Below are 26,448 nucleotides of genomic sequence, written 5' to 3'. Positions count from 1 at the left end.
TTTTGCTTGCAATTAAAAACACTCTGACGATAATCGCAATTCGAATAAAAACTATTATCAATTGCATTATTATCAGGGTAACAAAATGGCACACCTCACGACCTCCTGCACCGGCTTCAGCCTTACGCTGCTGTCGGTGCTGATTGGCGCAGCGATCTCGCCTGCGTTTGCCGCCCCGGCGGCGACTACTTCAGACAACACCATGACCGTGGAAGCTACGCCGGAAAATTTCAGGCCCGGCGGCGATGAGCTGGTTCCTGCTTATCTGGACGGGCAGATTGCTAACGGTGGCCGTCTTGGCATGCTCGGCGAGCAGAATGCGCATAACGTACCTTTCAACGTCGTCGGCTACACCTCGAAAATGATCCAGGATCAGCAGGCCAACACGCTGAAAGAAGTGGTGGCTAACGATGCGTCCGTACAGAATGTTCAGGGTTATGGCAACTTTGCGGAAACTTACCGCATTCGCGGCTTTACGCTTGACGGTGACGATATCACCCTGGGCGGCCTGCCCGGCGTTATGCCGCGCCAGGTGGTGTCCACCCAGATGATCGATCGCGTTGAGGTATTCAAGGGTTCAAATGCGCTGATCAACGGCGCGGCCGTTTCCGGCGTCGGCGGTATGATCAACCTCGAACCAAAACATGCGGAAGACACGCCGTTAACGCGCCTCGGCGTGGATTACACCTCGGCGTCTGAGGTTGGCACCTCGCTGGACAGCGCACGTCGTTTTGGTGACAACAACGAGTGGGGCGCGCGCGTCAATCTGCTGCATCGCGAAGGCGAAACGGCGGTGGATAACGAGAAACGTCGCACCACGCTGGCGTCGCTCGGGCTGGATTACCGCGGCGACAAACTGCGTACGTCGCTGGATATGGGTTATCAGAAACAGGCGTTTCACGGCGGGCGGCTTGGCGTAAACATCAGCGGTGTGGACTTCATTCCTGAGGTGCCGCGCGGCACCAGCAACTACAGCCAGGACTGGGTCTACAGCGATCTGGAAAGCGAATTCGGCATGGCGCGCGTGGAGTACGATCTGCTGCCGGACTGGACGCTCTACGGCGCCGTGGGTGGGCAGCATTCGCATGAAACCGGCGCCTATGCCTCGCCAAAAGTCACTGATGAAACGGGCGCCGCCACTATCGGCAACATGAATACCAATAAAATTGTCGATGCCTTCAGCGGCATGACCGGCGTGCGCGGGAAATTCGACACCGGCATGGTCAGCCACAGCGTGAACGTCGGCTACTCTGCGCAGACGAAGCGTGAAAAAACCGCCTATGGCATGGCGCTGTCGCCGGTTGCCACCAATATTTATCAGCCCGACGCGGTTGAGAAACCGGCGAACACCTTCTTTGGCGGCGATCTGGACGATCCGCGAGCTACCAGCCGCATCAGAACCCAGGGCGTGTTGCTGGCCGATACGCTGGGCTTTGTTGACGACAAAATCCTGCTGACCGTCGGCGCGCGTCATCAGAAAGTGGTGGTGCGCAACTATGCGTACGGAACGCAGATTGAAGACAGCGATGCCCGCTTTACTAAATCGCGCTGGACGCCGGGCTATGGGCTGGTGGTCAAACCCTGGGAGTCCGTCTCGCTTTATGCAAACCACATTGAGGCGCTCCAGCCGGGCGAAAGCGCGTCAAGCGGCGCGGTAAACGTCGGTCAGGTGACGGGAATTTCGCTCTCCAAACAGAATGAAGTGGGCGTGAAACTCGACTATGGCCGCGTCGGCGGATCGCTGGCGCTGTTTGAAATCAAAAAACCGACCGGGATTATTGATCCGCAAACCAATATTTTTGGCCTGTATGGCGAACAGCGCAACCGCGGCGTGGAGCTGAACGTCTTTGGCGAGCCGGTTTATGGCGTGCGCCTCAACGGCAGCGCCACCTGGCTCGATCCGAAAATGAGCAAAACCCAGGACGGGCAGTACGATGGCAATGATGCCGTGGGCGTGGCGAATTTCTACACCGTACTGAGCGCGGAGTATGATATCAAGCCAGTTGAAGGGCTGACCGCGCTGGCTCGTCTTACGCACTCCGGCTCACAATATGCGGATCAGGCCAACACCAAAAAGCTGGACAGTTACACCACGCTGGATTTGGGTATGCGCTACCGGATGCGCGTTAAGGAAAACGATTTAACCTGGCGCCTGGCGGTGGAGAACGTAACCAACGAGAAGTACTGGTCAGGCGTTGAAAACTACGGCACCTATATCTATCAGGGCGACCCGCGCGAGCTGAAGCTCTCGCTCTCCTATGATTTTTAAGCTGTCGGGCCGCAGATGCGGCCCTTTTTATTGCCCGCGCGCTACGCTTTATCATGACCTTTAGTACAGTTTGCAGTAACAGGTTTTGCTCTTATACTTTGCATGCGGCTGACGAACTGCCGAAGAGAGGCCACATTTAAGGAGCAAGACAAGAATGGATGCGAAAGACGATAAACTGCTGGCGCTGGTAGGACTGCTGACCGCCTGCCTGATCACCATTATTGTGATGTTTACCCTCACATGGATCTCAGATATGCGCCTGACTTCCGAAGAAGCAACCCTCCCCGAAAAATGCATAAAAGTGGACACTCATGTTTCCTGAGCGCCACGTCCTCCGTTTTTGAATCTGATTTGCTGGCTGCGAATGGTCAGCGCATAGGGCTCATACAGGGTGCGATTGCCGTTGGCATCGGGCAGGCCAAACAGCCCGCCGGGCGAGCGTCGCGCGTCGGCCCATGTCGGGTAGTCAACCGCCGGAAAAAGGGATATGCCTTCCACCTGCACGCCGAGATCCATCGCCTGAGTCACCTGTTCCACCACGCCGTTCAGCCAGGCCACGCGCGCGTTGCCCTCTGCGCCCGTTTCCGCCAGGAGCAGAGGACGCTGATAGCGCTGCCACACGTCCTCCAGCAGGCTGGCGAGACTGCGCCTCGCGGTGTTATCGATATCCAGCGGATCGCCGTTGCTGAACCACTGATTATCCGGATAGTAGTTCAGCCCGATGATATCCAGCAGAGACGCCTCGCCGCCCAGTTCTGGTTCGCAGCGACCGGCCAGCATATCCCAGGCGGTGAACTGCGCGTTGTGCTGACGTTTCGCCTCCTCACTGGCGGCGGCGGAATCATTAACGGGCGCGACGTAGACCAGCGGATCGGTTAATACGAAGCGGGCGGCGGGCAGCTCTTCCCGGATCGCCTGCATGGCGGCAATGGAGGCTCTGACCAGTTGCTGCTTCAGCGTGTGCCCGCGTCCGCTTACGCCAGGATTGAACCAGGCAACATCCGCCCCGGCCCATGACCAGAAGGAGATCTGATTCACCGGCGTGAAGAAAGGGGCCGTATAGCCTTCGTTGCGCATCAGGGTCGCCATGGCGCGCGCAAAAGCGGCAAAGCTGTCGACAAACGCGGGTTGCCAGATATCAAGATGCGACGGCCAGCCGAAGTGCGCCAGCTCCCAGATGATTTCCAGCCCCTGGTTCTCCGCCGCGTGCAGCATCGGCAGGAAGGTCGACCAGTCATATTCGCCAGGTTTCTCCTCAATCAGATACCAGCGCGCACCGTCGCGCGCGGTCAGCAACTGCGCTTCCGCCAGACGGGCGTAGTCCTTGTCCAACAGCATATCGTGGCCGCTGTTAATGACCAGGTCAACGCGGCGCCCCTCATCACGGCAGGCGGTTGAGCAGGCAAAACTGCCCTGAAAAAAGCTTTTAAACAGCGTTGGGCGATGCGGCGTCGTTTTTACAGCCTGCGTTGGTGCGATCATAGCGATTCCTCATTACACGTACTGACGCGGATCTATCGGCTAAGTCTAGACTAAAGGCCGTTGCAGGCAGCAGGCAACCTGCTGAATTTGACAGCGAAGCGATAAATAACGCCTGAGGCTGTTGGACACAGGCTATATTGGTTTATCCGTCATAAAATTTAAGGACAAACTATGGCAGAAGCTCTGCTACCGGATGAAGAGGTGGGCGCTCAGACGCGACTGACGCGCGCCATTGCGCCAAGGGTGAAAAAGCACCCCGGCCTGAGCGGTATTCACCCGCTTGAAGAGGGGCTGGATGCGTTCGCGGCCCGCTATCTGCTGCTCTCAATGGCTGAGTTCACGCTCGATATTCAGTACTACATCTGGCAGAACGATATGTCCGGACGGTTGCTGTTCAGCGCGCTGCTTGAGGCGGCCGATCGTGGCGTCAGGGTGCGCCTGCTGCTGGACGACAACAATACGCTCGGGCTGGACGAAACGCTGAGCGAGCTGTGCCGTCACGAAAATATTGAGGTGCGGCTGTTCAATCCCTTTTCCTTCCGCACGCTGCGCGCGCTGGGTTACCTCAGCGACTTCGCACGGCTGAATCGCCGTATGCACAATAAAAGCTTCACCGTCGATGGCGAGGCGACCATTGTCGGCGGCCGCAACGTCGGCGATGAATATTTCGGCGCGGGCGATGAACCGCTCTTTTCCGATCTTGACGTGCTGGCGGTCGGGCCGGTGGTCGGGGAGGTCACGCGCGATTTTGAAGGCTACTGGCAAAGCCGCGCGGTGCAGCCGCTTAACAGCGTGGTTGAGGTGGATAAAGCAAACGGGCGCGATGCGGTCACGCTGCCGACGGCATGGCGCAACGATCCGCAGGTGCTGCGCTATCTGGAAAAAATTAACGCCTCGGCTTTTGTTCAGGAACTGGAGAGCGGCGATCTGTCGCTAACCTGGGCGGTGACGCGCCTGCTCAGCGACGATCCGCGTAAAGGGCTGGGACGCGCGCGCGCAAAAACCATGCTGCCGCAGCGCATGATGGAGGTGATCGGCAAGCCGCAGACGCAGTTTGATATCATCTCCGCCTACTTTGTGCCAACCCGGGCGGGCGTGGCGCAGTTGCTGTCGCTGGTAAGAAACGGTGTGAAAATCGCCATCCTGACCAACTCGCTGGCGGCGAATGACGTCTCGGTGGTGCATGCCGGTTACGCCAGGTGGCGGAAAAAACTGCTGCGTCACGGCATCACGCTGTATGAACTCAAGCCTCACCACGCGCGCGAGCCTTCACACGATCGCGGCCTGACCGGAAACTCAGGCTCAAGCCTTCATGCCAAAACGTTCAGCGTGGACAGGAAAAAAGTTTTTATCGGCTCGTTTAACTTTGATCCGCGCTCGGCGATGCTGAATACAGAAATGGGATTTGTGATCGAGAGCGAAGCGCTGGCGGATAATATTCACCAGCGTTTTATCAACAGCATGCGCGATCGCGCCTGGACACTGCGGCTGGATAAATGGGGCCGCGTCAACTGGGTGGAATTCCCCGGCGAGGGTGATAAAGAGCGGGTACACAAGCATGAGCCGCGTACCCGCTTTATACAGCGGCTGCTGGTACGGCTGGTATGGCGTTTACCGATCGAGTGGCTGCTGTAGTGATTTTCCGGTAGCGGCCGCCGCAGGGCGCTGCGGCTTGCCGGAAAAGAGAAAACGCAGCAGCGGAATACGCAGGTGGATCTCATAGAGCAGAAAGGCGATGCCGAACACAAACGCCAGCCCGACGAAAAAGCCAAGCGTGTTGCTGCTGATGGTCGGCACGATAAAGATGCCGTAAAGAATGGTTAGCGGATGGTGAACCAGATAAACGAAAAGCGATGCGTTAACCAGGTAAGTCACCCGCGGCGAATGGCTGTTGAGCAGCCGATGTCCAAGTGAAAACACCACATTGACCATCCATAAACCCATCATCATCGACATGACCCCGTCAATTTCGTACAGCCAGCCTTCGCCTTTGCTCCACGTCTGGTTGGCGACGTAGCCGATAAACGCCACCAGCGCGCCGATAAATATCCAGGGAACCGGCCTGATAAACAGCGCTTTGATTGCCGGATATTTCCACGACATCGCGCCGAGGATGAAAAATGGCAGGAAAAACAGCGACTGCATTACCGCATAATTAAACAGGCCATCGCTTAATAGCTGCGGCTCGAAAATAAACAGCATGCGACGCAGCGTTCCCCAGGCGAGGCTGCACAGTAGAATAATCAGGCTGAGTTTGCCCCACGTCAGGTCGGAATAGTCTGTTTTTGCCACGCTGTCGCGCAGCCGTTTGAACATCCAGACGCCAGCAAGAGTCAGCACCGAAAGAACCAGCAGGAACCAGAGATGGGAGATGAGATCCCAGGAGAGCGCATTAAGTTTTTGATACAGCGTCAGCCCGTGCCAGTCGCCAATTTTAGTGGTCCAGGCTTTGATCATAAAAAACTGTGGCACGGTAATCAGCGGCACGGCCGCCAACATTGGGATGCTGACGCGCTCCAGCCTCACCTTCAGCCATTCTTGCGGGCTGTAGCGTAAAAAAAGCATGTAGGAAAAATAACCGGAAATAACAAAAAACACCTGCATACGAAATGCATGAATGAAATCATTAAAAATGGTCAACCACACCGAGGGCGCAAGGCTGTTTACTGACCAAATCTGCGTGGAATAAATCAGGGAAACGTGAAAAGGAATACCTAACAGCATTAACCAGGCCCTGACAGAATCAAGGAAATATTCTCTTTGCTGGGTCTTTTTTATCATATCTATCCGCAATTCAATAAGTTGCTAAAACAGTTCACCCTGAACCAGGCTAAAGCGTAACGCTTACTTTATGTGATCAAACACAGATATACTATCAGGGGAATCTGTATACGGTGGATGTCAGTTACCCGCGTGATAAACATGAACAAAGTGAGCGTTACGCTGTCGGAAAGCTGAATTATCCATTAATATGGATGCGATTGATTTAAGCACACGAAAGGGGGGGATGTGCTGATTAAAATGAAAAACACGCCAAAACTGATGAGCCAGATCGGCATAACGGTTTTGCTTTCACTGTATGCCAGCGCAGGTTGGGCATTCAGCATTGATGACGTTGCAAAACAGGCGAAGGATTTGGCCGGGAAAGGGTATGAGGCGCCGAAAAGCAATTTGCCTTCCCAACTGCGTGAAATGAAATATGCTGACTATCAGCAGATTCAGTTCAATCGCGACAAGGCCTGGTGGAGTAAGTTGAAGTCCCCATTCAAACTTGAGTTTTACCATCAGGGAATGTACTTCGACACGCCGGTGCAAATTAATGAAGTTTCTGCATCGACGGTTCGACAGATTAAATATTCACCCGACTATTTTAATTTTGGCAACGTTAAGCATGACCCGGAAACGGTCAAAAACCTGGGCTTTGCCGGGTTTAAAGTGCTCTATCCGCTGAATAACAAAAATAAAAAAGACGATGAAATCAGCAGTTTCCTCGGCGCCAGCTATTTCCGTGTTATCGGCGGCGGCCAGGTGTATGGTCTTTCCGCACGTGGCCTGGCGATTGATACTGCTTTACCCTCCGGCGAAGAGTTCCCGCGCTTTAAAACCTTCTGGGTGCAGCGGCCAAAACCGTCGGATAAGCAGCTTGTCATTTATGCGCTGCTGGACTCCCCGCGCGCAACCGGCGCTTATCGCTTCCTGATTAAACCGGGAAGTGAGACCACCGTAGACGTACAGTCCAAAGTCTATCTGCGTGATAAAGTCGGCAAGCTGGGCGTTGCGCCGTTGACCAGCATGTTCCTGTTTGGGCCGAATCAGCCATCCCCGACAACCAATTTCCGTCCGCAGCTGCATGACTCCAACGGTCTTTCTATTCATGCCGGCAACGGTGAGTGGATCTGGCGTCCGCTGAATAATCCAAAACATCTGGCGGTGAGCACTTTTACCGTTGAGAATCCGAAAGGCTTTGGTCTGCTTCAGCGCAGTCGTGATTTCAATCAGTACCAGGATCTTGATGACCGCTACGATCTGCGCCCAAGCGGCTGGATTGAACCGCAGGGCGACTGGGGTAAAGGCCGCATTGAACTGGTCGAAATTCCTACCGCCGATGAAACCAACGACAACATCGTTGCTTTCTGGACGCCGGAAAGCCTGCCGGAACCCGGCAAAGAGATGAATTTCAAATATCGCCTGCACTTTACGCGCGATGAAAGCCAGCTGCATTCGCCGGAAACGGCCTGGGTCAGCAATACGCTGCGTTCAACGGGTGATGTGAAGCAGTCCAACCTCGTTCGCCAGCCGGACGGCACGCTGGCCTTTATCGTTGACTTTACCGGTCAGGAGATGAGTCAGTTACCGGAAAACACCCCGGTTACGCCGCAGGTAAGCATCGGTGATAACGGTGAGCTGGTGGAAAACAGCGTTCGTTATAACCCGGTAACCAAGGGCTGGCGTCTGGTGATGCGTATGCGTATCAAAGATGCGAAACAGCCAACGGAAATGCGTGCTGCGCTGGTCAACGGCGACAAAACGCTGACTGAAACCTGGAGCTATCAGTTGCCTGCCAATGAATAAGACTACTGCAACACCCAGTGATTATATCGATGTGCTCCCGCTTTCGCCCGATCGAAAGCGTGGATTACAGGCCTCGATACCTGCCGAATCGGATGAGGTTTTCAGCCAGCTGCATCAGTCGCTGGCTGACGGCGGGCCGATTGAGTGTCGGCCTGACGACGCGCCGCTTGAGTCGGTTAAAACGCGTATTGAGATGAGCTGGCCTGACTCGCTCGGCGAGCAGGGCGAACAGTTCGATAAAGATCATCTCGATCGCACCACGCTGAAGGCGATGCCGCCGCATAAGCGCTCCTCCATGTACCCTGAAGCGTGGCGCACCAACCCGGTTGCGCGTGCGTGGGACTCGGTACGTGGCCGCAAAAGCCTTCCGCGCTACAGCAGCGCGGAAGAGCGTCGGGCGGAGGAGAAGTGGCGTCATGTGGGATCGATTCGCCGCTATATTCTGTTGATTCTGACTATCGCGCAGACCATCGTCGCCACCTGGTATATGAAAACCATCCTGCCTTATCAGGGCTGGGCGCTGATCGATCCCATGGATATGATCCATCAGAACTGGCAACAGTCTGCTTTGCAGATCCTGCCTTATGTCCTGCAAACCGGAATACTGTTCCTGTTCGCGGTGCTGTTCTGTTGGGTCTCCGCCGGGTTCTGGACGGCGCTGATGGGCTTCCTGCAACTGCTGATAGGCAAAGACAAATACAGTATTTCCTACAGCACATCCGGTAACGAGGCTATCGATCCGGCGCACAGAACGGCGCTGATCATGCCGATCTGCAACGAAGACGTTGAGCGCGTCTTCGCCGGGCTGCGCGCTACCTGGGAATCGGTGGTCAGAACCGGCGAGCAGCAGCACTTTGATGTGTATATCCTTAGCGATAGTTACAACCCGGACATCGCCGTAGCTGAACAAAAAGCCTGGATGGAACTGGTGCGTGATGTCGGCGGGGAAGGGCGAATTTTCTATCGCCGCCGTCGCCGCCGCGTGAAACGTAAAAGCGGTAACATTGATGATTTCTGCCGCCGCTGGGGCAGCCAGTACAGCTATATGGTGGTGCTGGACGCAGACAGCGTGATGAGCGGCGAGTGTCTGACCGGCCTGGTGCGCATGATGGAAGCCAACCCGAACGCGGGTATTATCCAGTCATCGCCGAAGGCGTCAGGCATGGATACGCTCTATGCGCGCTGTCAGCAGTTCGCTACCCGCGTTTACGGGCCGCTGTTCACCGCTGGTCTGCACTTCTGGCAACTGGGCGAGTCGCACTACTGGGGGCACAACGCCATCATTCGCGTGCAGCCGTTTATTGAACACTGTGCGCTGGCGCCGCTGCCGGGTGAAGGCTCGTTTGCCGGCTCCATTCTTTCACATGACTTTGTGGAAGCGGCGCTGATGCGTCGTGCGGGATGGGGCGTGTGGATCGCTTATGATCTACCCGGTTCTTATGAAGAACTGCCGCCAAACCTGCTGGACGAGCTGAAGCGCGACCGCCGCTGGTGTCACGGCAACCTGATGAACTTCCGCCTGTTCCTGGTGAAAGGCATGCATCCGGTTCACCGCGCGGTGTTCCTGACCGGCGTGATGTCCTACCTTTCCGCGCCGCTGTGGTTCCTGTTTCTGGCGCTGTCGACGGCGTTGCAGGTGGTGCACACGCTGATGGAACCGCAGTACTTCCTTCAGCCGCGGCAGCTCTTCCCGGTCTGGCCGCAGTGGCGTCCTGAACTGGCCATTGCGCTCTTCTCCACCACGCTGGTGCTGCTGTTCCTGCCGAAGCTGCTGAGCGTGATACTGATCTGGTGTAAAGGCGCAAAACCCTACGGCGGCGCATTGCGGGTATTCGCCTCGCTGTTCCTGGAGATGCTCTTCTCGGTGCTGCTGGCGCCGGTGCGCATGCTGTTCCATACGGTCTTCGTGGTCAGCGCTTTTCTCGGCTGGGAAGTGGTCTGGAACTCGCCGCAGCGTGACGATGATGCCACGCCGTGGAGCGAGGCCTTTAAACGTCATGGTTCGCAGATGGCGCTGGGCCTGGTATGGGCTATCGGCATGGGCTGGCTGGATCTGAACTTTCTGTGGTGGCTGGCGCCGATCGTCTTCTCGCTGATCCTCTCGCCGTTTGTTTCGGTCTTCTCCAGCCGATCAACCACCGGTAACGCCTCGAAGCGTGCGAAATTGTTCCTGATCCCGGAAGAGTTCGATCCGCCGAAAGAGCTGCTGGATACTGACCGCTATCTGGAACTGAATCGTGAGCGCGTGTTAAAAGATGGCTTTATGCACGCGGTACTTAATCCGTCCTTTAATGCGCTGGCAAGCGCGATGGCGACCTCCCGTCACCTGAAAAGTGACATCCTGGAATTTGCCCGCGATCGCCACGTTGAGCAGGCGCTGAGCCGTTCACCGGTTAAGGTCGATCGCGATCTGCGGCTGGTGCTGATGAGCGATCCGGTGACGCTGTCGCGAATGCACTATCGCTTGTGGCAGCATGCGGATAAGTATCACGACTGGTTTGATTACTACAAAACGCTGACGCTGAATCCACTGGCGCTTCCGCCAGCGAAGTAAGCGTTTGATGCCGTCATACAATGCCGGTCAGTTATTCTGACCGGCATTTTTTTGTGTGTCGTATTCGTTTGACGCGGCGGGCACGGGATAACCTCTTTTCGTCCGATTGCCTGCACAGCGATGCGCTAAGATGACATTTTTCTCAGTAACGGAGTCGTAATGATAATGAGGATACTATGTGGATTAGCGCTGTCGGCGTCGCTGGTGGTGCTGACTGGCTGCGGTAGTATTATCAGCCGCACGGTTCCAGGGCAGGGGCACGGAAATCAGTTCTATCCGGGCGTACAGTGGGATATTCGCGATACGCCGTGGCGTTTCCTGACGATTATCGATCTACCGCTGTCGATGGTGGTGGATACGCTACTGCTGCCGGTAGATGCGCATCACGGCCCTTATGAATAACGCACCCGAAGAAGCGTGCGTTTGGTCAGATATCGGGATTAGCAATTACGCCCAGCGATCGGAATCGGTATTGTCATCTTCCCACTCTTCCGCCGCCGCCGCGCCCTCTTCGCTGTCTGCGGGCGGTTCAAGCTGGAATTCGCCTTCGTCCCACTCATGCAGCGTATTTTCCGGCTGCCACTCCTGACGAAGCTCGATTTCATCAAAGTCGCCGTCAAAAATCGCCTGTGCCGCCTCACCGCTGCGCAGCGACAGGCACTCGCCCTCGTCGCCTTCATCGGTAAAGAATTCAGCCTGCCACATGATGTCGCCATCCTGCATGACGTACTTTTGCAGATTGAACTGGCTGATCGATGCGTCCTCTTCATTCAGCTCCGGATTAGCCGCCAGATACTCTTCACGTGCGGCGTCGATAGCCTCTTCCAGCGTTGCAAACATGCTCATCGCGTTCTCCATAAAAGTTTTTGCAGGTTTTTAGAAAGGATAGTCGAAGATATCCGGGTAGAAAGCACGAAGGCTAAAAAATATCTGCTGGTTTTTAGCCTGTTTATCAACCAATTAAGTACCTGAAATCAGCGCTGTTTGTATAAAGGAGGAGGAGCATACGGCAGACGCGCTGCCGCTGATACAACTAATAGAGAGGGGGTTCGCCGGGCGGGCGGGTTTTGAAGCGGCGGTGGAGCCACATGTACTGTTCAGGGGCCATCAGCACTCCGTTTTCAACCACTTTATTCATACGCGCGGCGGTGGCGGATTCATCGTCAACGGGCATCGCCTGCTCTTCCGGCAGAATAACCATTTCATAGCCTTTACCGTGGGGCAGACGGCGCGGGACAAATGGGATCACCGCTGGCTGGCCGCTGCGGATCAGCAGGTAGCTACCTTTGGTTGACGCCGCCTTGTCCACCGCGAAAAAAGGCACGAAGACGCTGCTTTTCGGGCCATAATCATGGTCGGGCGCGTACCAGATGATGTCGCCGTTTTTCAGGGCGCGGATCATGCCTTTCAGGTCTTTGCGATCGAGCATGCTCTTATTGGAGCGCATACGGCCCCACGTTTGCAGCCAGTCCAGCAGCGCGTTATCGTTTGGCCGGTAAACGCCAATTCCCGGATTGTGGATGCCGAAAATACGCGCGCCCAGTTCGAGCGTCAGAAAGTGCATGCCAATCAGCAATACGCCTTTGCTGTCGGTGCGCGCTTTCTCAATGTGCTCCAGACCGCTCACGTGAAACCATTTTTTGATGCGCCAGTCCGGCCAGAACCAGGCCATGCCTGTTTCAATCAGCCCCATTCCCACGGACTCAAAATTTCGCATGACCATTGCTTCCCGCTCTGCGGCGGGCATATCGGGAAAGCAGAGTTCGAGGTTCCGTTGCGTCACCTCCAGCCGGCGTCGCAAAAAACGCATTGAAAGACGACCAAGTCCGCAGCCAAGGTGATAAAGCACGGGATAGGGCAGCAGCACCAGCAGATAGAGCGCGCCGATGCCCAACCAGGTAAACCAATAACGTGGATGCAGCAACGCACGGGTGAATTGAGGAAGCTGAGTCATGAGTTTCCAGATCGAAAAAAAGGGGCACCATTATGCTGCCCGCTAAGTATGAATTATCGCTTATTGTGCCATTTTTTGGGGATGAACTGAAACATGCTGCCGAATCGATAGCATATTTTACCGCCCCGGCAGACGGGACGGTGACATCTTATGATTTAAAAAGACCTTTTACTTCGTGCGGTTCGCTGCGCCAGTATTGTTCCGGCGCGCGCACTTTCTCGCCAAGTTTGGCGGCGGCGTGCCACGGCCAGCGCGGATCGTAGAGCATGCCGCGCGCCAACGCCACCATATCGGCTTGCTGGTTCGCCAGCAGCGTTTCCGCCTGTTCCGCGTCGGTGATCAGGCCAACGGCGATAACCGGAATGTCCACGGCGTCTTTGATCGCAGCGGCGAAGGGCACCTGATAATTCGGGCCAACGGCGATCTGCTGCGCAGGAGAGAGGCCGCCGCTTGAGACGTGGATATAGCTGCATCCTTCTTTACCCAGCGCCTGGCTGAGCGCAATGGATTGTGCAATATCCCACCCGCCTTCAACCCAGTCCGTGGCGGAAATGCGCACGCCCACCGGCTTGTCGGCTGGCGTCACGCGGCGTACTTCACGGAACACCTCCAGCGTCAGGCGCATGCGGTTCTCCAGCGAACCGCCATACTGGTCATCGCGCTTATTTGCGAGCGGTGAGAGGAACTGATGCAGCAGATAGCCATGCGCCGCGTGCACCTCAATCAGATCCAGCCCCAGCCTGTCGGCACGGATCGCGGCGTCAATGAAGGCTTGTTTGATCTCCTCAATACGCGCAAGCGTCAGGGCCTGCGGCGTGCCGTCAGACTCATTGAAGGGCAGGGCAGAAGGTGCGGAGGTCTGCCAGCCGCCCTGTTCGGGTTGCAGAAAACCACCGCCGCGCCACGGTACGTCGGTGGACGCTTTACGCCCGGCGTGCGCAAGCTGAATGCCAATCGGCATTGCGGAATAGCTGCGCACGTCTTTCAGCACGTCGGCCAGCGCCTGTTCGGTGTCGTCATTCCAGATGCCCAAATCCTGCGGCGTGATCCGTCCCTGCGCTTCAACAGCGGCGGCTTCAATAATCAGCAGACCTGCTCCGGAAAGCGCCAGATGACCCAGATGAATGCGATGCCATGCGGTCGCCCGGCCCTGCTCGGCGGAGTACTGACACATGGGTGCGATGACAATGCGGTTCTCGAGGTGTAACTTGCCCAGCGTAATCGGGTTGAAAAGGTGACTCATACAGCGTTCTCCGTAGCGATCGTTTATTTCATTAACAGGGAAACTATAGGCGCTAATTGCCGGCGTGATGATCCGGTTATGCTTTCAATTCGACGGAAAAGATTCTTTTTATCAGGACGGTTTGATTTTTCATGGGATCGGGTATCATAGCCGCCGCAAAATTCTTCTCAAAAACGCAGGAAAAAACACCATGCCAGTGTTACATAACCTTGTTTCCAATGAAGAGCTGAAAGCGCGCATGCTGGCCGAAACCGAGCCGCGCACGACGGTCTCTTTTTATAAATATTTCACCATTGACGATCCCAAAGCCTTTCGCGATGCGCTCTATGTGGCGATGACGGCCCTGAAAGTCTTTGGCCGCATCTATATTGCCAGCGAAGGCATCAATGCGCAGATCAGCGTGCCGGCCAGCCAGTATGAGGCAATGAAGTCGATGCTGTATGGTTTTCATCCGGCGCTCAACGCGCTGCGAATGAATATCGCGCTGGATGACGATGGTAAATCCTTCTGGGTGCTGCGTTTAAAAGTCCGCGATCGCATCGTGGCCGATGGCATTACCGACGAGCGTTTCGATGCCAGCGACGTGGGCGCTTACCTGAAAGCAGGCGACGTCAATGCGATGCTCGACGATCCCGATGCGGTGTTTGTGGATATGCGTAATCACTACGAGTACGAAGTAGGCCATTTTGAAAACGCGATGGAGATCCCGGCTGATACCTTCCGCGATCAGCTGCCGATGGCCGTTGAGATGTTGCAGGAAAAACGGGACAAAAAAATCGTAATGTACTGCACCGGCGGTATTCGCTGTGAAAAGGCCAGCGCCTGGATGCGACATAACGGTTTTAGCAATGTTTATCACGTTGAGGGCGGCATTATTGAGTACGCGCGACGCGCCCGGGAGCAGGGATTGCCGGTGCGTTTCAAGGGCAAAAACTTTGTCTTTGACGAGCGGATGGGCGAGCGCATCTCCGACGACGTGATTGCCCATTGCCATCAGTGTGGCGCGGTCTGCGATACCCATGTGAATTGTAAAAACGACGGTTGCCATCTGCTGTTCATACAGTGTCCTGACTGTGCAGAGAAATATCAGCACTGTTGCAGTCCGCTGTGCATGGAGGAGCTGGCGCTTTCGCCGGAAGAGCAGCGTGCCCGCCGCGCCGGACGAGAAAACGGCAATAAAGTATTCAACAAGTCGCGCGGCCTGCTGAATATGACCCTCAAAATTCCTGAGCCGGACAGGTAAAGTAAACAAGGCCGATGATATCGGCCTTGTTGTAGCTTACTGGCGGACGCCTTCAAGTGAAATAATCAGCTCCACGCTCTGCGAGGCCGGCCCGAGATCGGTGGTGATATTGAAGTCCTTCAGGGCAAATTTTCCTTCTGCCTCAAAGCCTGCACGGTAGCCGCCCCACGGATCTTTACCTTCCCCCAGTTTTTTCGCTTCCAGCGTCACCGCTTTGGTCACGCCATTCAGCGTCAGGTTACCGGTGATATCCAGTTCGTCGCCGTCCTTTTTCACGCCTGTTGAAACAAAGGTGGCTTTCGGAAATTTAGCAACGTTCAGGAATTCGGCGCTGCGCAGGTGCTTATCGCGTTCGGCATGGTTGGTATCAATACTGTTGGTATTAATGGTGACGTTAACTTTATCTTTGGCGGGATCGGCCTCGTCAAAGGTAAAATTACCGTCGAAGTCTTTAAACGAGCCGTAAATCCAGCTATAGCCGAGGTGCTGAATGCGGAACTGCACAAAGGCATGCTGTCCCTGTTTATCGATTTTATAATCCGCTGCGGAGGCGGCACCGGCGCTCATCAACATCGCGGCGGCGGTAATGCTTAACAGGCTTTTTTTAAACATGGTCTTCTCCCTTAGAGATTAATCGATGCGGCTACCCAGCATCCGTTTTAATGTTACGTCACGATCGATAAAGTGGTGCTTTAGTGCGGCCAGACCGTGCAATACGGAGAGGATCACCACGCTCCACGCCAGCCACAAATGAACCTCGCCCGCCACGTCCGCCTGCTCGGCCAGCCCCTGAAAGGTGGCAGGAACGCTAAACAGGCCGAAGACCTCAACAGGCTGGCCGTCGGCGGTAGAAATCAGATAGCCACTGATAAACAGGGCAAACAGGATGCCATACAGCAAAATATGTACGGTAACCGCGCTGACACGCGTCAGGGCGGAATAGCTGCTGAGGGGTTTCGGTGGCGGTGAGAGAAAACGCCAGACGGTTCTGAAAATCATAATGGCGAACAGCGTAATGCCGATGCTTTTATGCAGTTCCGGCGCAGGATGATACCAGCTATCGTAATAACCCAGCGTGACCATCCACAGCCCGAGCGCAAACATACCATAGATAAACAGCGCCATTCCCCAATGCAGCAGCACGCTGATGTGGCCGTAGCGGCGGGTTGTGTTTTTTAGCAGCATGTTGAAAACCCTGTGGTCTTTTTGAAAAGAATGGACAAGCGGATACTTAAAATCAACAACTAAATTACGTTGTGCAATAAAAGTTATTTATGTTCAAATTAATTGATTGAGCATGCAAATTTACTTCTCATAATTTGCTTGTTAATTGCGTTTATTGGCTATGTTGATGCATTTAAAGGGAATGTGACTACAAAAAAAGACGTATTTTTATCGATTTTTTTGATTGTAGTTAAAAGATTTGTCAGCACACTGTCATTTTACGTTTACGGTAAAGCATAAAAGATATGCATGTATTCGGACGGGCGGTGAATCAGCGCAGATTAATTTAGCGCGCGTAAAACTATTATCCGCTCGTCGCAATTAAAAAGCGGCAGAAATGACGCTATTAGCCTGCTTATTATATTGAGGCCGCTTCTCAACATGAAAAAGATCGGCCTGGAGCAAGGCCGGATCAATTATTGTAAACGGGAAAGCATAAAGGGCGAGAGGTCAAACGGGCTTTCTTTATCTTGCGCAAACGCGGCGGCAATTTCACCCAAAACCGTGGCGAATTTAAATCCGTGACCACTCAGTCCGCTAATAATAAGCCGGTTCGGCGAGCCGAACGTATCAATAATAAAGTCTTCGTCCGCGGTATTATCATAGGTACAAGCCGCGCCGCGCAGGCAAACGCCCACGCCGGGCAAAAATTGACGTAAAAATGAGAAAAGTTCGCTGCCGTCGGCGGCAACTGCGCCAAAAGGCTTGCGTTCTTCAGGTGCATTTATTGGCTGGCCGCCATCATGTCTGCCAATTTTAAGCGCGTTATTATCTGCCGGAAATCCATAAAAGTGCGATCCGTCCGGGGTTTCGACGGTGAAAGCGGGAAATCTGTTATTTTCACTGTATCGGCCATCGGCCTGATGCCAGGCGAACACTTTTCTGACCGGCGTTACCGGCAGTTCAGGCATCAGCGTTTTAACCCAGGTGCCAGCGCTGAGCAGCAGTTTACGGCTTCGATAAGCGCCATCAGCGGTATTCACAACCTGCAATCCGCTCTCTTCGGTGAGAGAATCAACACCGCAGTTAAACAGTTGCGCACAGCCTGCCTCTTTACTCAGGCGTATCATCTGGCGAATGGCGATCTCTGATTTCAGGTAGCCCGAGCGGGGTTCGAAAATGCCCGTGTAGCCTGAAGGCACGCTGATTTCCGGCCAGCGACGCGTAACGTCTTCGCCGCTAAGCGTTTCGGCTTCAAGTGCAAACTGGCTGGCGCTCTGGCGTACGTTACGGATAAACGCTGAAGCGGCGGGGGCAAGGTTAATCACGCCGCAGCGGTGCATCAGCTGTTCGCCGCACTCTTTTTCTAATTCGTCCCAGAGCTGCTGGGCGCGAAGTAACATCGCGACGTAATGCGGCCCTTCGCCGTAGGCGTGGCGAATAATGCGGGTTTCACCGTGGTGGCTGCCGTCCTGATGCGGGGGGTGACCACGGTCAATCATCAGCACCTTTAAGCCAGCCCGCGTGGCATAAAGCCCTGCGGCAGCGCCCACTGAACCGCTGCCCACTACAATCAGATCGTACACCATCTCTCACCGGCTCCGTTTTTGTATTAATCAGCTGAGGATAGCAAAATCCAGCGCCAATGAAAAAGGCACCCCGAAAGGTGCCTTTAAGATAAACTAAATAAAAATCAATGCTTTTTGAAATCCCGATCCAGATAATCAGTTGCTTCAATCTTTGCAATGCCGGCTTCAAGAATAGAGATAAATTGTCTGGCTACGTCAGTGGTCAGCCAGTAAGTCTGGCCCACTTCGGCCTCATCGGTTTGCTGCTCATCAGCTGATGGCGAATGTAGACGGATCATCATGGCGTCGTAGCTGTCGACGGTGCTGATATCCCACCCAATCAGGGGATGTGTCTGGATAACATCTTTATTTCTGTCCATTATAACCCCCTTTATAACTCGTGTTAAAATGCCAACGAAGTGATTTATCGAGGTTCAATGCGGTCTTATTTTCTTTAGAACACGCTAATTATAACAGGCTTCATCATTCGCGCAGAACGAAATTTTTAACAGAGTTAAGTGCGCTTTCTCAACTCTCTGCTATGAAAAGTCCCGCTGAACTATTTATATATATCGACACGAAACGGGAAAAGTTAAGTATTAACGCTACTGAGAAGGCGAAATATTCACCACAGCGAGACGCTGTTCTAAATGTTCCGCAAGACGAGCAAAATGCTGCTGCATATTTTCGTCACGATCCTGATTCTGCGCTTCAAGCCGTAAACTCTGAATCAATAAGCCGCTCGCTTTTTCATCAAGGCAGAATGAGAGGGCCGAAAAAGCGCTCTCCAGGGCAGTCAGGCGGCGTTGCTGATCGGCAATCAACGTTAGCAGTTCACCAAAGGTCATTGTCTCTTCGGGGTTCTCATTCACCATCGCAACACCTCATTGTAAAGCAGGGAAGGGTCTGACTGAGTCAGTCTACAACGGCAGGATAAATTCGGCGAGGAAAAGTGCGATGGAAAAAAGCCGGACGGCGAAATCCGGCAAGGACAACAATGCGTTACCCGGTGATGAACCAGTCGTCTGCGCTCTCCCAGGTTTCCTGTAGGATCTCGGTAATGCGGTCTTTGGCCTCTTTGCCACCACCCATCACCGTCAGATTATTTGCGCCAGCATAGCGAACGGATACGCTGTTCATTGATTCGGGAAAGTGTTTATTAATACGTTTGCTGAGTTCACCTGTTAACGCATCAATAGCGCCGGCAGGTAAAGACGTTGTTTTGGCTACCGTGACTTCAACACGCATAAAAACCTCCGGTTAATTTACTGTGAATATATACAGTATATTGGCCAGAGGCAATCTTTTTTGCTGATATGGCTGAGAAGTTTCAGTTTGCTGATACGGACCAGTTCAGCATTTCGCCCGCCAGGAACGGCACCAGCTCATCATCGCCGAGCATGACACGCTCCGGCACCGTCCACGGCTTGCGCTCCAGCGTAATGGTCCCGTCATTCAGCGGCAGGCCATAAAAGCGCGGGCCATTTTCAGAGCAGAACGCTTCAAGATGCTGTAACGCATTCATCTCTTCAAAGACCGTTGCGTAAGCAGGCAACGCGGACGGTGCGTTAAATACGCCTGCGCAGCCGCAGCTGGCCTCTTTACGATGACGCAGATGCGGCGCGGTGTCCGTTCCTGAAAAGAAGCGTGGATTGCCGCTGGCGATCACCTCCCGCAGCGCCTGCTGATGCACGTTGCGTTTCAATATCGGCAGGCAGTAGAGGTGCGGGCGTACGCCGCCAACCAGCATGTGGTTGCGATTGAACATCAGATGCTGGGGGGTAATGGTCGCCGCAACATGAGAGTCTGCTGCCAGCACCCACTCTGTGGCTTCGCGCGTGGTGATATGCTCGCAAACAATTTTCAGTTCAGGAAACTGCCTGCGTAGCGGGGTCATCACCGTTTCAATGAAGCGCGCTTCCCGGTCAAAAATATCGATATGCGCGTCGGTCACCTCGCCGTGAACCAGCAGCGGCATGCCGATTTTCTGCATGCGTTCAAGCACGCCGGCAATGGCGGCAATATTGGTGACGCCGTGGCTGGAGTTGGTGGTGGCGTGCGCCGGATAGAGTTTGGCGGCGGTAAAGACGCCTTCACTGAAGCCTTTTTCCACCTCATCGGCGTTCAGCGAGTCGGTCAGGTAACAGGTCATCAGCGGCGTAAAGCGGTGCTCCGGCGGGAGCGCGGCGAGAATGCGATCCCGGTAGGCTATCGCTGCGGCAACGCTGGTGACCGGCGGCACCAGATTCGGCATCACAATAGCCCGTCCGCAAACCTCGCTGGTAAATGGCAGCACCGTCCTGAGCATATCATCATCGCGCAGATGGATATGCCAGTCGTCAGGGCGGCGAATAGTCAGTTGCTGAGATTGTGCTGTCATCGTGATGCTCCGGCTGAGGTGAAAGGGGATTTGGCCGGGTATCAAGCATAGGGACAAAGCCATTTAATTGCACCCGCTTTATCCGCGAGGCGTAAAAAAATGGCTTTGGTTCTGCCGTTAACCCGCCGTAAAAGGGATCACCAGCTCGCCGGGCTTCACTTCCAGACCTTTGGCAAAACGCTTAGCCAGCGACTCGGCTTTGCTGCGATCGGTGCTCAGCACATAAGCGGGTTTCTGATTGAAATACTCTTTCAGCGACTGATTCAGCCAGGGCGTCAGCGTTTTCAGCACGCCCTGCATTTTCTCCGGCTGCACCCGGGCGTCAACCAACGTCATATCTTGCAGAAAAACCGCGCCCTGCTGCTTATCAAAAAACGGCTGCGCCTTCATGGTCAGAAACATCTCAGCCTGCTGCGGGCCAAACAGCGAGCTGATATTAACGTTTGCCTTGCCGGAAAGCGTGACCACGCCCGGCTCCTGACGGCCAATCTGGCTGGTGAGTTCTGTCAGGGTGATCTTGGCATCCGCCAGACCGGCGACGCTGAGCTGCTTTTCATAATTATTATGTTTTTGCAGCGCCTGGTTCACTTCCTGTTCGCTGATGGTGTACTGCGTAAGCTGATTACAGGCGCTCAGTAAAAATGTCAGCACGATGACGCACGGCGTCAGAAAACCTTTTTTCATTGTTATCCTCATGGTGTAAAAATCGCCAGCAACCCTTCTGGCGCACGGCATAAGCTTGCCCGACATTGACGTGCGAGTCACCAGGAGAAAGAAGATCGTCGGGGAAAATAGAAGCAGGGCCGCACAAAAACGGCCCTGAAACAATCAGGAAGCAATAGAGGAAAGCAGGTTGACCTGCGTTTGTTTGGCAAGATTGTCGCGGTATTCGGCGACGCGCGTCGGATAATCAATACCGCTTATCAGGCTCAACGAGCGCAGGACAGGGAAGAGATTGATATCGTCCAGCGACGGCTCGCCGTTCACCGCATTCGGTTTAACAATCAGCTTGTCGAGTTTGCGCAGATCGTCGTTAACGTTTTTGATAAAACCGTCAGCGTGCTGACGAAGTTCATCGAAGCTGCCTGCATTCGCTTCTTTTTTCTCTTTAAAGTACGTTCGCGCTTCCGGCGTGGCGAATTCGGCAAAGGAGGCGGTGGCGATACGCGGTAGCAAAAGCTTGTTCACATAACCGTTAATGTGGCGTAGCCAGTCGCTGATTGCCGGGTTTGTTTTTCCGGTCAGCAGCGGTTCGCCGTCTTTATTATCGATATATTTCACGATATCCAGACTCTCGGCCATGCAACTGCCGTCTTCCCTCATCAGGATCGGCGCGATTTTCTGTCCAATCAGTTTCTTCGGCGTCTCTTCATCATCATTGAGCATAACGACCAGTTCAATCGGCACGTTCTTCATGCCAAAAATCATGCGGGCTTTGACGCAGAACGGGCAGTGATCATAGATAAAAAGTTTCAAAAGCACCTCCTCATAGCAATAAACTTCCAGTTTTTTTAAGACGTTAAGTGAGTATGGAAGAGATTTGGCAAGAGGGCAAAGCGAAGCGGGGATGGTCTGCGGCCGTTCAAAACCACGCCGACAGACACTATTTCTCGGCTAAACGCCCTTTTTTTGTTTCACCGTTTTACCCGTTGGCGTTCAGACGGTTATAGTAAAATGGTTACCCGAAACAGCGCGATGTGCGAAATCTGCGACCGTCTTCGTTCGTCGGATCAGGAGAAAAAATGTTTGGCTATCGTTCCGCCGCGCCTAAAGTGCGCCTGACGACTGACCGGCTGGTAGTGCGGCTTGTACACGAGCGCGATGCCTGGCGGCTGGCTGATTACTACGCTGAAAATCGTGCCTTCCTCAAGCCCTGGGAGCCGGTACGCGATGAGAGCCACTGTTATGCTTCAGGCTGGCAGGCGCGGCTTGGCATGATCGTGGAGATGCACAAACAGGGCAATGCTTACTACTTTGCGGCGATGGACCCGGAAGAGAACGAGATTCGCGGCGTGGCAAACTTCAGCAATGTGGTACGCGGATCGTTTCACGCCTGCTACCTTGGCTATTCGCTGGGCGAGAAGTGGCAGGGGCAGGGAATGATGTTTGAAGCGCTCCAGCCGGCGATCCGCTACATGCAGCGCCAGCAGCGCATTCATCGTATTATGGCGAATTATATGCCGCACAATCAGCGCAGCGGTAATCTTCTGGCGCGCCTGGGTTTTGAAAAAGAGGGCTATGCTAAAGATTATCTGCTGATTGACGGTCAGTGGCAGGATCATGTGCTGACCGCGCTGACGGCCAGAGAGTGGACACCGGAGCGACGCGGATGAAGAAACCTCGTATTGGACTGGTCGGGCTGGGAGGTATTGCGCAAAAGGCCTGGCTGCCCGTAATAACCCGAAGCGCTGACTGGGTGCTGGCTGGCGCATTTTCGCCTGACCAGCAAAAAGCAAAAATTGTTTGCGACAGCTACCGTCTTCCGCTCCACAGCAGCCTTGACGCTCTGGCCGCCGCCAGCGATGCGGTTTTCGTTCATACCTCGACCGCAACGCATTTTGAGGTGGTCAGGCAACTGCTGCAAAGGGATGTGGATGTCTGCGTCGATAAGCCGCTGGCCGCCACGCTCCACGAAGCAGAACAGCTGGTTGAACTGGCGCACCGGCGTGGCCGCAAACTGATGGTGGCTTTTAATCGTCGCTTCGCGCCGCGCTATGTGCAGTTAAAGGCGCAGCTTGCGGGCCTGGCATCGCTGCGGATGGATAAGCACCGCAGCAACAGTGTCGGCCCGCACGATCTTTTCTTTACGCTGCTGGATGATTACCTGCATGTTATTGATACGGCGCTGTGGCTGGGCGGCGGACGCGGCGTGTTGCAAAGCGGCACGCTGACTACCACCGAGGCGGGAGAGATGCTCTACGCTGAGCACCATTTCCGCGTGGACGACGCGCTGATCACCACCAGCATGCACCGCCGGGCGGGTACGCAGCGCGAATCGGTGATGGCTGTCGCCGACGGGAACGTGTTACATGTGGATGAGATGCGCGAATTCCGGCAGGAAAAGGCCAACCAACTGATTGTGGAGGCGGTACCCGGCTGGCAAACCATGCTTGAACAGCGCGGATTTGCCGGTGCGGCGCAGCATTTTATCGCCTGCGTGCAAAATCAGACTATGCCGCAGACCAGCGGAGAACAGGCGCTGCTGGCGCAGCGCATTGTGGAGAAACTCTGGCGGGACGCCGACCGTGAATAATCTGCAACACTAAACGTCTGTGGTTATTTGCCGCAGCATCAGTAGACTATGCCGTTTTCTGACCGCGCCGCCATTGCGTGCCGCGCGGCCTCTGTCCAATAACTCAGGAAAAACATGAACCTGTTAAAATCGTTAGCAGCGGTCAGCTCCATGACGCTGTTTTCGCGCGTGCTCGGTTTTGCTCGTGACGCTATTGTGGCGCGCATTTTTGGCGCAGGTATGGCGACGGATGCTTTTTTTGTCGCGTTTAAACTGCCGAATTTGCTGCGCCGTATTTTTGCTGAAGGCGCTTTCTCACAGGCCTTTGTACCGATTCTGGCGGAGTATAAAAATCAGCAGGGCGAGGAGGCGACACGCATCTTCATTGCTTACGTTTCCGGTCTGCTGACGCTGGTGCTGGCCGTGGTGACCGTGTTGGGCATGCTGGCCGCGCCGTGGGTGATCATGCTCACCGCGCCCGGTTTTGCCGACGCGGCTGATAAATTTAACCTGACTTCCTCGCTGCTGCGCATCACCTTTCCCTATATTCTGCTGATCTCGCTGGCGTCGCTGGCGGGTGCCATTCTGAATACCTGGAACCGTTTTTCCGTCCCGGCCTTTGCGCCCACCCTGCTGAATATCAGCATGATCGGTTTCGCGCTGTTTGCCGCGCCGTACTTTCATCCACCGGTGCTGGCGCTTGCCTGGGCCGTGGTGGCGGGCGGCGTGTTGCAATTAGGCTATCAGCTGCCGCATCTGAAGAAGCTCGGCATGCTGGTGCTGCCGCGCCTGAACCTGAAAGACGCTGGCGTCTGGCGGGTGATGCGACAGATGGGGCCGGCGATCCTCGGCGTTTCCGTCAGCCAGATCTCGCTGATTATCAACACGATTTTTGCGTCGTTCCTGGTGTCCGGTTCCGTGTCGTGGATGTACTACGCGGACCGCCTGATGGAGTTTCCCTCCGGCGTGCTGGGCGTGGCGCTGGGCACTATCCTTCTGCCGTCGCTGGCAAAAAGCTTTTCCAGTGGCAATCACGATGAGTATTCACGACTGATGGATTGGGGGCTGCGGCTCTGTTTCCTGCTGGCGTTGCCGAGCGCGGTAGCGCTGGGCATTCTGGCTAAACCGCTCACCGTGGCGCTGTTTCAGTACGGGAAATTTACCGCGTTTGACGCCGCGATGACCCAGCGCGCGCTGGTCGCCTATTCGGTCGGCCTGATGGGCTTGATTGTGGTTAAGGTGCTGGCGCCGGGATTCTACTCGCGGCAGAACATCAAAACGCCGGTAAAAATCGCTATCGTCAGTCTGATTATGACGCAGTTAATGAATCTGGCGTTTATCGGGCCGTTAAAACACGCCGGACTGGCGCTGTCGATCGGTCTGGCGGCCTGTCTCAATGCCGGATTGCTCTACTGGCAGTTGCGCAAGCAGAAAATTTTTCAGCCGCAGCCGGGCTGGTACAGTTTTCTTTTCCGTCTGTTGCTGGCAGTGCTGGCGATGGCTGCGACGCTGGCAGGGCTGATGATGGTAATGCCAGACTGGGCCACGGGCAATATGGCCTGGCGCCTGCTACGCCTGGCAGGGGTTTGCGCCGCCGGCGGTGCCGTCTATTTTGCGGTGCTGGCGCTGCTCGGATTCCGTCTGCGGGACTACGCGCGCCGCACCGTGGTCTGAAATGAAACAACGACCCCGGCACAGGGCCGGGGCGTGGTTAAATTTTACGGCTGATAAAGCTGCTTGAGCGGGCCTGTCCATCCGGGCCATAGAACTTTTGCGTCTGATGAGGTTTCAACACCGCAAGCGCCTGTTCGGTAAAGCCAATTTGATGATTAAGCAACAGGCCGTTGTGCAGGTTGGTATCGCGCAGCTTAACGGTCTGCTCCTGAATCGCGGCCCAACGGCGCGCCATATCCGGCTGGCGACTGTAAGGCGCAAACAGGCCGGACTCTTTTTCTGCATCGCGACGCATCTGCTCAATAAAGTTGAGCGTGGCGAGCAGCGAGCTTTTATCTTCCGTAATCCGTTGCAATAAGCTGCTGTTGATGTGACCGCCTGAGAGCTGTTGTTGCTCTGCCGTCATTACGTCGGCCAGGCTGGTAAGAACTTCAAGCATTTTGTTCAGCGCGGTCAGCAGCTTTTCCATGGGATTAATTACCTTCTAAAGAATCTTTTGCCTGTTGAATCAGGGCATCGGCAATTTTGCCTGTGTCCATCTTCAGTTCGCCGTTACGAATAGCGGTTTTCAATTGTTCAACGCGCGCGGTATTAATGTCCTGCGCGCTTGATTTGGTTAACTGCGCCTGTGCGCCGCTTAATACGACCTGCGTGCCTGACTCGGTACGCTTCTGCTCGACCTGACGAACCTTTGGTGCCGCCGTTTCGTTAACTTCACGCTGTTGCACGGTGCTGGCTGGTTTAGTCGGTTGAGTTCTGTCGATGCTCATGTTTCGCTCCTGTCTGCTCAGATTCTTAATTAACCTGATGGGCTAAGTGTAATGTATCAGTTACCTAGACTATCGGCAGAAACAGGGTCATCTTTAGGCGGTTATAGCGATATAAGAATATTCCCATCCGGGGCGACTTTTCCGCTGACAATCTGCCCTGAGTTCATTCTTACCCGCACGGGCTGCGTGGCGGTCGCGTTATTCATGGCGCGCCCCTCGCTGGAAATATTAAAGCCCTCTCCGCTGGCGGTAACAACGACGTTTTGTCCGGCTTTCACCCGCCACGGCTGCCTGACCATCATCAGCGTAACCGGCTGGCCCGGCGTAATATCGCGCAGGGTGA

27 protein-coding genes are annotated in these 26,448 nt (G+C 54.8%); 10 read left to right on the top strand and 17 right to left on the bottom strand.

Going from position 1 to position 26,448, the window contains the following annotated elements; genetic code table 11:
- The first annotated feature begins 85 nt into the window (after positions 1-85).
- Both GS12_RS09725 and GS12_RS24755 read left to right on the top strand, forming a co-directional pair.
- Positions 86-2,269, top strand: a complete 2,184-nt coding sequence (locus tag GS12_RS09725) for a TonB-dependent receptor (protein ID WP_034946373.1) — start codon at positions 86-88, stop codon at positions 2,267-2,269.
- A 154-nt stretch (positions 2,270-2,423) separates the two neighbouring features.
- A complete protein-coding gene (locus GS12_RS24755) occupies positions 2,424-2,591 on the top strand; it encodes a hypothetical protein (RefSeq protein WP_162834959.1) in 168 nt (55 codons plus the stop codon).
- On the opposite strand, the gene GS12_RS09720 is transcribed toward GS12_RS24755, so the two are convergent.
- Positions 2,579-3,751 carry a beta-glucosidase gene (locus GS12_RS09720; RefSeq protein WP_052118415.1) on the bottom strand — a complete coding sequence of 391 codons (1,173 nt, stop codon included), beginning with the start codon at positions 3,749-3,751 and terminating at the stop codon, positions 2,579-2,581. The genes GS12_RS24755 and GS12_RS09720 overlap by 13 nt on opposite strands.
- 171 nt (positions 3,752-3,922) lie before the next feature.
- On the opposite strand from GS12_RS09720, the gene GS12_RS09715 reads away from it, so the two are divergent.
- Positions 3,923-5,386: a phospholipase D family protein gene (locus GS12_RS09715; RefSeq protein WP_034946371.1), complete on the top strand. Its 1,464-nt coding sequence runs from the start codon at positions 3,923-3,925 to the stop codon at positions 5,384-5,386.
- Here GS12_RS09715 and mdoC read toward each other — a convergent pair.
- Complete coding sequence (mdoC, locus tag GS12_RS09710; RefSeq protein ID WP_052118414.1) at positions 5,363-6,532, bottom strand: glucans biosynthesis protein MdoC; 1,170 nt, start codon at positions 6,530-6,532, stop codon at positions 5,363-5,365. The genes GS12_RS09715 and mdoC overlap by 24 nt on opposite strands.
- A 240-nt stretch (positions 6,533-6,772) precedes the next feature.
- On the opposite strand from mdoC, the gene GS12_RS09705 reads away from it, so the two are divergent.
- The 3 genes from GS12_RS09705 to GS12_RS09695 all read left to right on the top strand — a co-directional run bounded on the left by GS12_RS09705 (position 6,773) and on the right by GS12_RS09695 (position 11,279).
- Positions 6,773-8,323: a glucan biosynthesis protein G gene (locus tag GS12_RS09705; protein ID WP_034919064.1), complete on the top strand. Its 1,551-nt coding sequence runs from the start codon at positions 6,773-6,775 to the stop codon at positions 8,321-8,323.
- Entirely contained in the window at positions 8,316-10,877 is a 2,562-nt protein-coding gene (gene mdoH / locus GS12_RS09700; RefSeq protein ID WP_034946369.1) for a glucans biosynthesis glucosyltransferase MdoH, read from the top strand. The genes GS12_RS09705 and mdoH overlap by 8 nt, the downstream gene beginning before the upstream one ends.
- A gap of 165 nt (positions 10,878-11,042) precedes the next feature.
- Complete coding sequence (locus GS12_RS09695) at positions 11,043-11,279, top strand: YceK/YidQ family lipoprotein (RefSeq protein WP_407637857.1); 237 nt, start codon at positions 11,043-11,045, stop codon at positions 11,277-11,279.
- 45 nt (positions 11,280-11,324) lie between these two features.
- On the opposite strand, the gene GS12_RS09690 is transcribed toward GS12_RS09695, so the two are convergent.
- The 3 genes from GS12_RS09690 to GS12_RS09680 all read right to left on the bottom strand — a co-directional run bounded on the left by GS12_RS09690 (position 11,325) and on the right by GS12_RS09680 (position 14,074).
- Complete coding sequence (locus GS12_RS09690) at positions 11,325-11,723, bottom strand: MysB family protein (protein WP_034946363.1); 399 nt, start codon at positions 11,721-11,723, stop codon at positions 11,325-11,327.
- 187 nt (positions 11,724-11,910) lie between these two features.
- Complete coding sequence (locus tag GS12_RS09685; RefSeq protein ID WP_034946360.1) at positions 11,911-12,831, bottom strand: Kdo(2)-lipid IV(A) acyltransferase; 921 nt, start codon at positions 12,829-12,831, stop codon at positions 11,911-11,913.
- A 148-nt stretch (positions 12,832-12,979) separates the two neighbouring features.
- Positions 12,980-14,074 (bottom strand): NADH:flavin oxidoreductase/NADH oxidase, encoded by a 1,095-nt coding sequence (locus GS12_RS09680; RefSeq protein WP_034946357.1) that lies wholly within the window; start codon positions 14,072-14,074, stop codon positions 12,980-12,982.
- A 190-nt stretch (positions 14,075-14,264) separates the two neighbouring features.
- Here GS12_RS09680 and trhO point away from each other — a divergent pair, with 190 nt between their 5' ends.
- On the top strand, positions 14,265-15,317 hold the full coding sequence (gene trhO, locus GS12_RS09675) for an oxygen-dependent tRNA uridine(34) hydroxylase TrhO (protein WP_034946472.1): 1,053 nt from the start codon (positions 14,265-14,267) through the stop codon (positions 15,315-15,317).
- A 36-nt stretch (positions 15,318-15,353) separates the two neighbouring features.
- Here trhO and GS12_RS09670 read toward each other — a convergent pair whose 3' ends face one another.
- The 9 genes from GS12_RS09670 to grxB all read right to left on the bottom strand — a co-directional run bounded on the left by GS12_RS09670 (position 15,354) and on the right by grxB (position 21,905).
- The gene (locus tag GS12_RS09670; RefSeq protein ID WP_034946356.1) at positions 15,354-15,929 is read right to left on the bottom strand and encodes a YceI family protein; all 576 of its coding nucleotides are present in this window, start codon (positions 15,927-15,929) and stop codon (positions 15,354-15,356) included.
- Positions 15,930-15,947: 18 nt separating this feature from the next.
- Positions 15,948-16,502, bottom strand: coding sequence for a cytochrome b (locus tag GS12_RS09665; protein ID WP_034914022.1), 555 nt, complete (start codon positions 16,500-16,502; stop codon positions 15,948-15,950).
- A 455-nt stretch (positions 16,503-16,957) separates the two neighbouring features.
- Positions 16,958-18,070 (bottom strand): N-methyl-L-tryptophan oxidase, encoded by a 1,113-nt coding sequence (gene solA, locus GS12_RS09660; protein ID WP_034946354.1) that lies wholly within the window; start codon positions 18,068-18,070, stop codon positions 16,958-16,960.
- Positions 18,071-18,174: 104 nt separating this feature from the next.
- Entirely contained in the window at positions 18,175-18,429 is a 255-nt protein-coding gene (bssS, locus tag GS12_RS09655; RefSeq protein ID WP_034914027.1) for a biofilm formation regulator BssS, read from the bottom strand.
- A 225-nt stretch (positions 18,430-18,654) separates the two neighbouring features.
- Positions 18,655-18,924 (bottom strand): hypothetical protein, encoded by a 270-nt coding sequence (locus GS12_RS09650; protein WP_034914030.1) that lies wholly within the window; start codon positions 18,922-18,924, stop codon positions 18,655-18,657.
- A gap of 127 nt (positions 18,925-19,051) precedes the next feature.
- Entirely contained in the window at positions 19,052-19,297 is a 246-nt protein-coding gene (dinI, locus tag GS12_RS09645; RefSeq protein WP_034946352.1) for a DNA damage-inducible protein I, read from the bottom strand.
- A gap of 82 nt (positions 19,298-19,379) precedes the next feature.
- Positions 19,380-20,429, bottom strand: a complete 1,050-nt coding sequence (pyrC, locus tag GS12_RS09640) for a dihydroorotase (RefSeq protein ID WP_034946351.1) — start codon at positions 20,427-20,429, stop codon at positions 19,380-19,382.
- 117 nt (positions 20,430-20,546) lie between these two features.
- Entirely contained in the window at positions 20,547-21,113 is a 567-nt protein-coding gene (locus tag GS12_RS09635) for a lipoprotein (protein WP_034946349.1), read from the bottom strand.
- A gap of 144 nt (positions 21,114-21,257) precedes the next feature.
- Positions 21,258-21,905, bottom strand: a complete 648-nt coding sequence (gene grxB, locus GS12_RS09630) for a glutaredoxin 2 (RefSeq protein ID WP_034946347.1) — start codon at positions 21,903-21,905, stop codon at positions 21,258-21,260.
- 266 nt (positions 21,906-22,171) lie between these two features.
- On the opposite strand from grxB, the gene rimJ reads away from it, so the two are divergent.
- The 3 genes from rimJ to murJ all read left to right on the top strand — a co-directional run bounded on the left by rimJ (position 22,172) and on the right by murJ (position 25,335).
- Positions 22,172-22,762, top strand: coding sequence for a ribosomal protein S5-alanine N-acetyltransferase (rimJ, locus tag GS12_RS09625; RefSeq protein WP_034914043.1), 591 nt, complete (start codon positions 22,172-22,174; stop codon positions 22,760-22,762).
- Positions 22,759-23,682 (top strand): Gfo/Idh/MocA family protein, encoded by a 924-nt coding sequence (locus tag GS12_RS09620; protein ID WP_034946344.1) that lies wholly within the window; start codon positions 22,759-22,761, stop codon positions 23,680-23,682. The genes rimJ and GS12_RS09620 overlap by 4 nt, the downstream gene beginning before the upstream one ends.
- A gap of 114 nt (positions 23,683-23,796) precedes the next feature.
- Positions 23,797-25,335: a murein biosynthesis integral membrane protein MurJ gene (gene murJ / locus GS12_RS09615; protein ID WP_034946342.1), complete on the top strand. Its 1,539-nt coding sequence runs from the start codon at positions 23,797-23,799 to the stop codon at positions 25,333-25,335.
- Between the two features lie 37 nt (positions 25,336-25,372).
- Here murJ and flgN read toward each other — a convergent pair whose 3' ends face one another.
- The 3 genes from flgN to flgA form a co-directional block, all read right to left on the bottom strand.
- Positions 25,373-25,804 (bottom strand): flagellar export chaperone FlgN, encoded by a 432-nt coding sequence (flgN, locus tag GS12_RS09610; protein ID WP_034914051.1) that lies wholly within the window; start codon positions 25,802-25,804, stop codon positions 25,373-25,375.
- A gap of 4 nt (positions 25,805-25,808) precedes the next feature.
- Positions 25,809-26,105 carry a flagellar biosynthesis anti-sigma factor FlgM gene (flgM, locus tag GS12_RS09605; RefSeq protein WP_034946340.1) on the bottom strand — a complete coding sequence of 99 codons (297 nt, stop codon included), beginning with the start codon at positions 26,103-26,105 and terminating at the stop codon, positions 25,809-25,811.
- A 101-nt stretch (positions 26,106-26,206) separates the two neighbouring features.
- On the bottom strand, positions 26,207-26,448 hold a 242-nt coding region (gene flgA, locus GS12_RS09600; RefSeq protein ID WP_034946337.1), incomplete at its 5' end, for a flagellar basal body P-ring formation chaperone FlgA.

The organism is Erwinia oleae, from assembly GCF_000770305.1.
GTDB classification, from domain to species: domain Bacteria; phylum Pseudomonadota; class Gammaproteobacteria; order Enterobacterales; family Enterobacteriaceae; genus Erwinia; species Erwinia oleae.
The sequence above is the reverse complement of the archived record's forward strand: the minus strand, read 5'-3'. Positions and strand labels throughout refer to the sequence as shown.

Excerpts from the sequence above, each read along its gene's own strand:
- GS12_RS09725 (WP_034946373.1), top strand. The coding sequence starts at position 86 with ATGGCACACCTCACGACCTCCTGCACCGGCTTCAGCCTTACGCTGCTG.
- GS12_RS24755 (WP_162834959.1), top strand. The coding sequence starts at position 2,424 with ATGGATGCGAAAGACGATAAACTGCTGGCGCTGGTAGGACTGCTGACC.
- GS12_RS09720 (WP_052118415.1), bottom strand. The coding sequence starts at position 3,751 with ATGATCGCACCAACGCAGGCTGTAAAAACGACGCCGCATCGCCCAACG.
- GS12_RS09715 (WP_034946371.1), top strand. The coding sequence starts at position 3,923 with ATGGCAGAAGCTCTGCTACCGGATGAAGAGGTGGGCGCTCAGACGCGA.
- mdoC (WP_052118414.1), bottom strand. The coding sequence starts at position 6,532 with ATGATAAAAAAGACCCAGCAAAGAGAATATTTCCTTGATTCTGTCAGG.
- GS12_RS09705 (WP_034919064.1), top strand. The coding sequence starts at position 6,773 with ATGAAAAACACGCCAAAACTGATGAGCCAGATCGGCATAACGGTTTTG.
- mdoH (WP_034946369.1), top strand. The coding sequence starts at position 8,316 with ATGAATAAGACTACTGCAACACCCAGTGATTATATCGATGTGCTCCCG.
- GS12_RS09695 (WP_407637857.1), top strand. The coding sequence starts at position 11,043 with ATGAGGATACTATGTGGATTAGCGCTGTCGGCGTCGCTGGTGGTGCTG.
- GS12_RS09690 (WP_034946363.1), bottom strand. The coding sequence starts at position 11,723 with ATGAGCATGTTTGCAACGCTGGAAGAGGCTATCGACGCCGCACGTGAA.
- GS12_RS09685 (WP_034946360.1), bottom strand. The coding sequence starts at position 12,831 with ATGACTCAGCTTCCTCAATTCACCCGTGCGTTGCTGCATCCACGTTAT.
- GS12_RS09680 (WP_034946357.1), bottom strand. The coding sequence starts at position 14,074 with ATGAGTCACCTTTTCAACCCGATTACGCTGGGCAAGTTACACCTCGAG.
- trhO (WP_034946472.1), top strand. The coding sequence starts at position 14,265 with ATGCCAGTGTTACATAACCTTGTTTCCAATGAAGAGCTGAAAGCGCGC.
- GS12_RS09670 (WP_034946356.1), bottom strand. The coding sequence starts at position 15,929 with ATGTTTAAAAAAAGCCTGTTAAGCATTACCGCCGCCGCGATGTTGATG.
- GS12_RS09665 (WP_034914022.1), bottom strand. The coding sequence starts at position 16,502 with ATGCTGCTAAAAAACACAACCCGCCGCTACGGCCACATCAGCGTGCTG.
- solA (WP_034946354.1), bottom strand. The coding sequence starts at position 18,070 with ATGGTGTACGATCTGATTGTAGTGGGCAGCGGTTCAGTGGGCGCTGCC.
- bssS (WP_034914027.1), bottom strand. The coding sequence starts at position 18,429 with ATGGACAGAAATAAAGATGTTATCCAGACACATCCCCTGATTGGGTGG.
- GS12_RS09650 (WP_034914030.1), bottom strand. The coding sequence starts at position 18,924 with ATGGTGAATGAGAACCCCGAAGAGACAATGACCTTTGGTGAACTGCTA.
- dinI (WP_034946352.1), bottom strand. The coding sequence starts at position 19,297 with ATGCGTGTTGAAGTCACGGTAGCCAAAACAACGTCTTTACCTGCCGGC.
- pyrC (WP_034946351.1), bottom strand. The coding sequence starts at position 20,429 with ATGACAGCACAATCTCAGCAACTGACTATTCGCCGCCCTGACGACTGG.
- GS12_RS09635 (WP_034946349.1), bottom strand. The coding sequence starts at position 21,113 with ATGAAAAAAGGTTTTCTGACGCCGTGCGTCATCGTGCTGACATTTTTA.
- rimJ (WP_034914043.1), top strand. The coding sequence starts at position 22,172 with ATGTTTGGCTATCGTTCCGCCGCGCCTAAAGTGCGCCTGACGACTGAC.
- GS12_RS09620 (WP_034946344.1), top strand. The coding sequence starts at position 22,759 with ATGAAGAAACCTCGTATTGGACTGGTCGGGCTGGGAGGTATTGCGCAA.
- murJ (WP_034946342.1), top strand. The coding sequence starts at position 23,797 with ATGAACCTGTTAAAATCGTTAGCAGCGGTCAGCTCCATGACGCTGTTT.
- flgN (WP_034914051.1), bottom strand. The coding sequence starts at position 25,804 with ATGGAAAAGCTGCTGACCGCGCTGAACAAAATGCTTGAAGTTCTTACC.
- flgM (WP_034946340.1), bottom strand. The coding sequence starts at position 26,105 with ATGAGCATCGACAGAACTCAACCGACTAAACCAGCCAGCACCGTGCAA.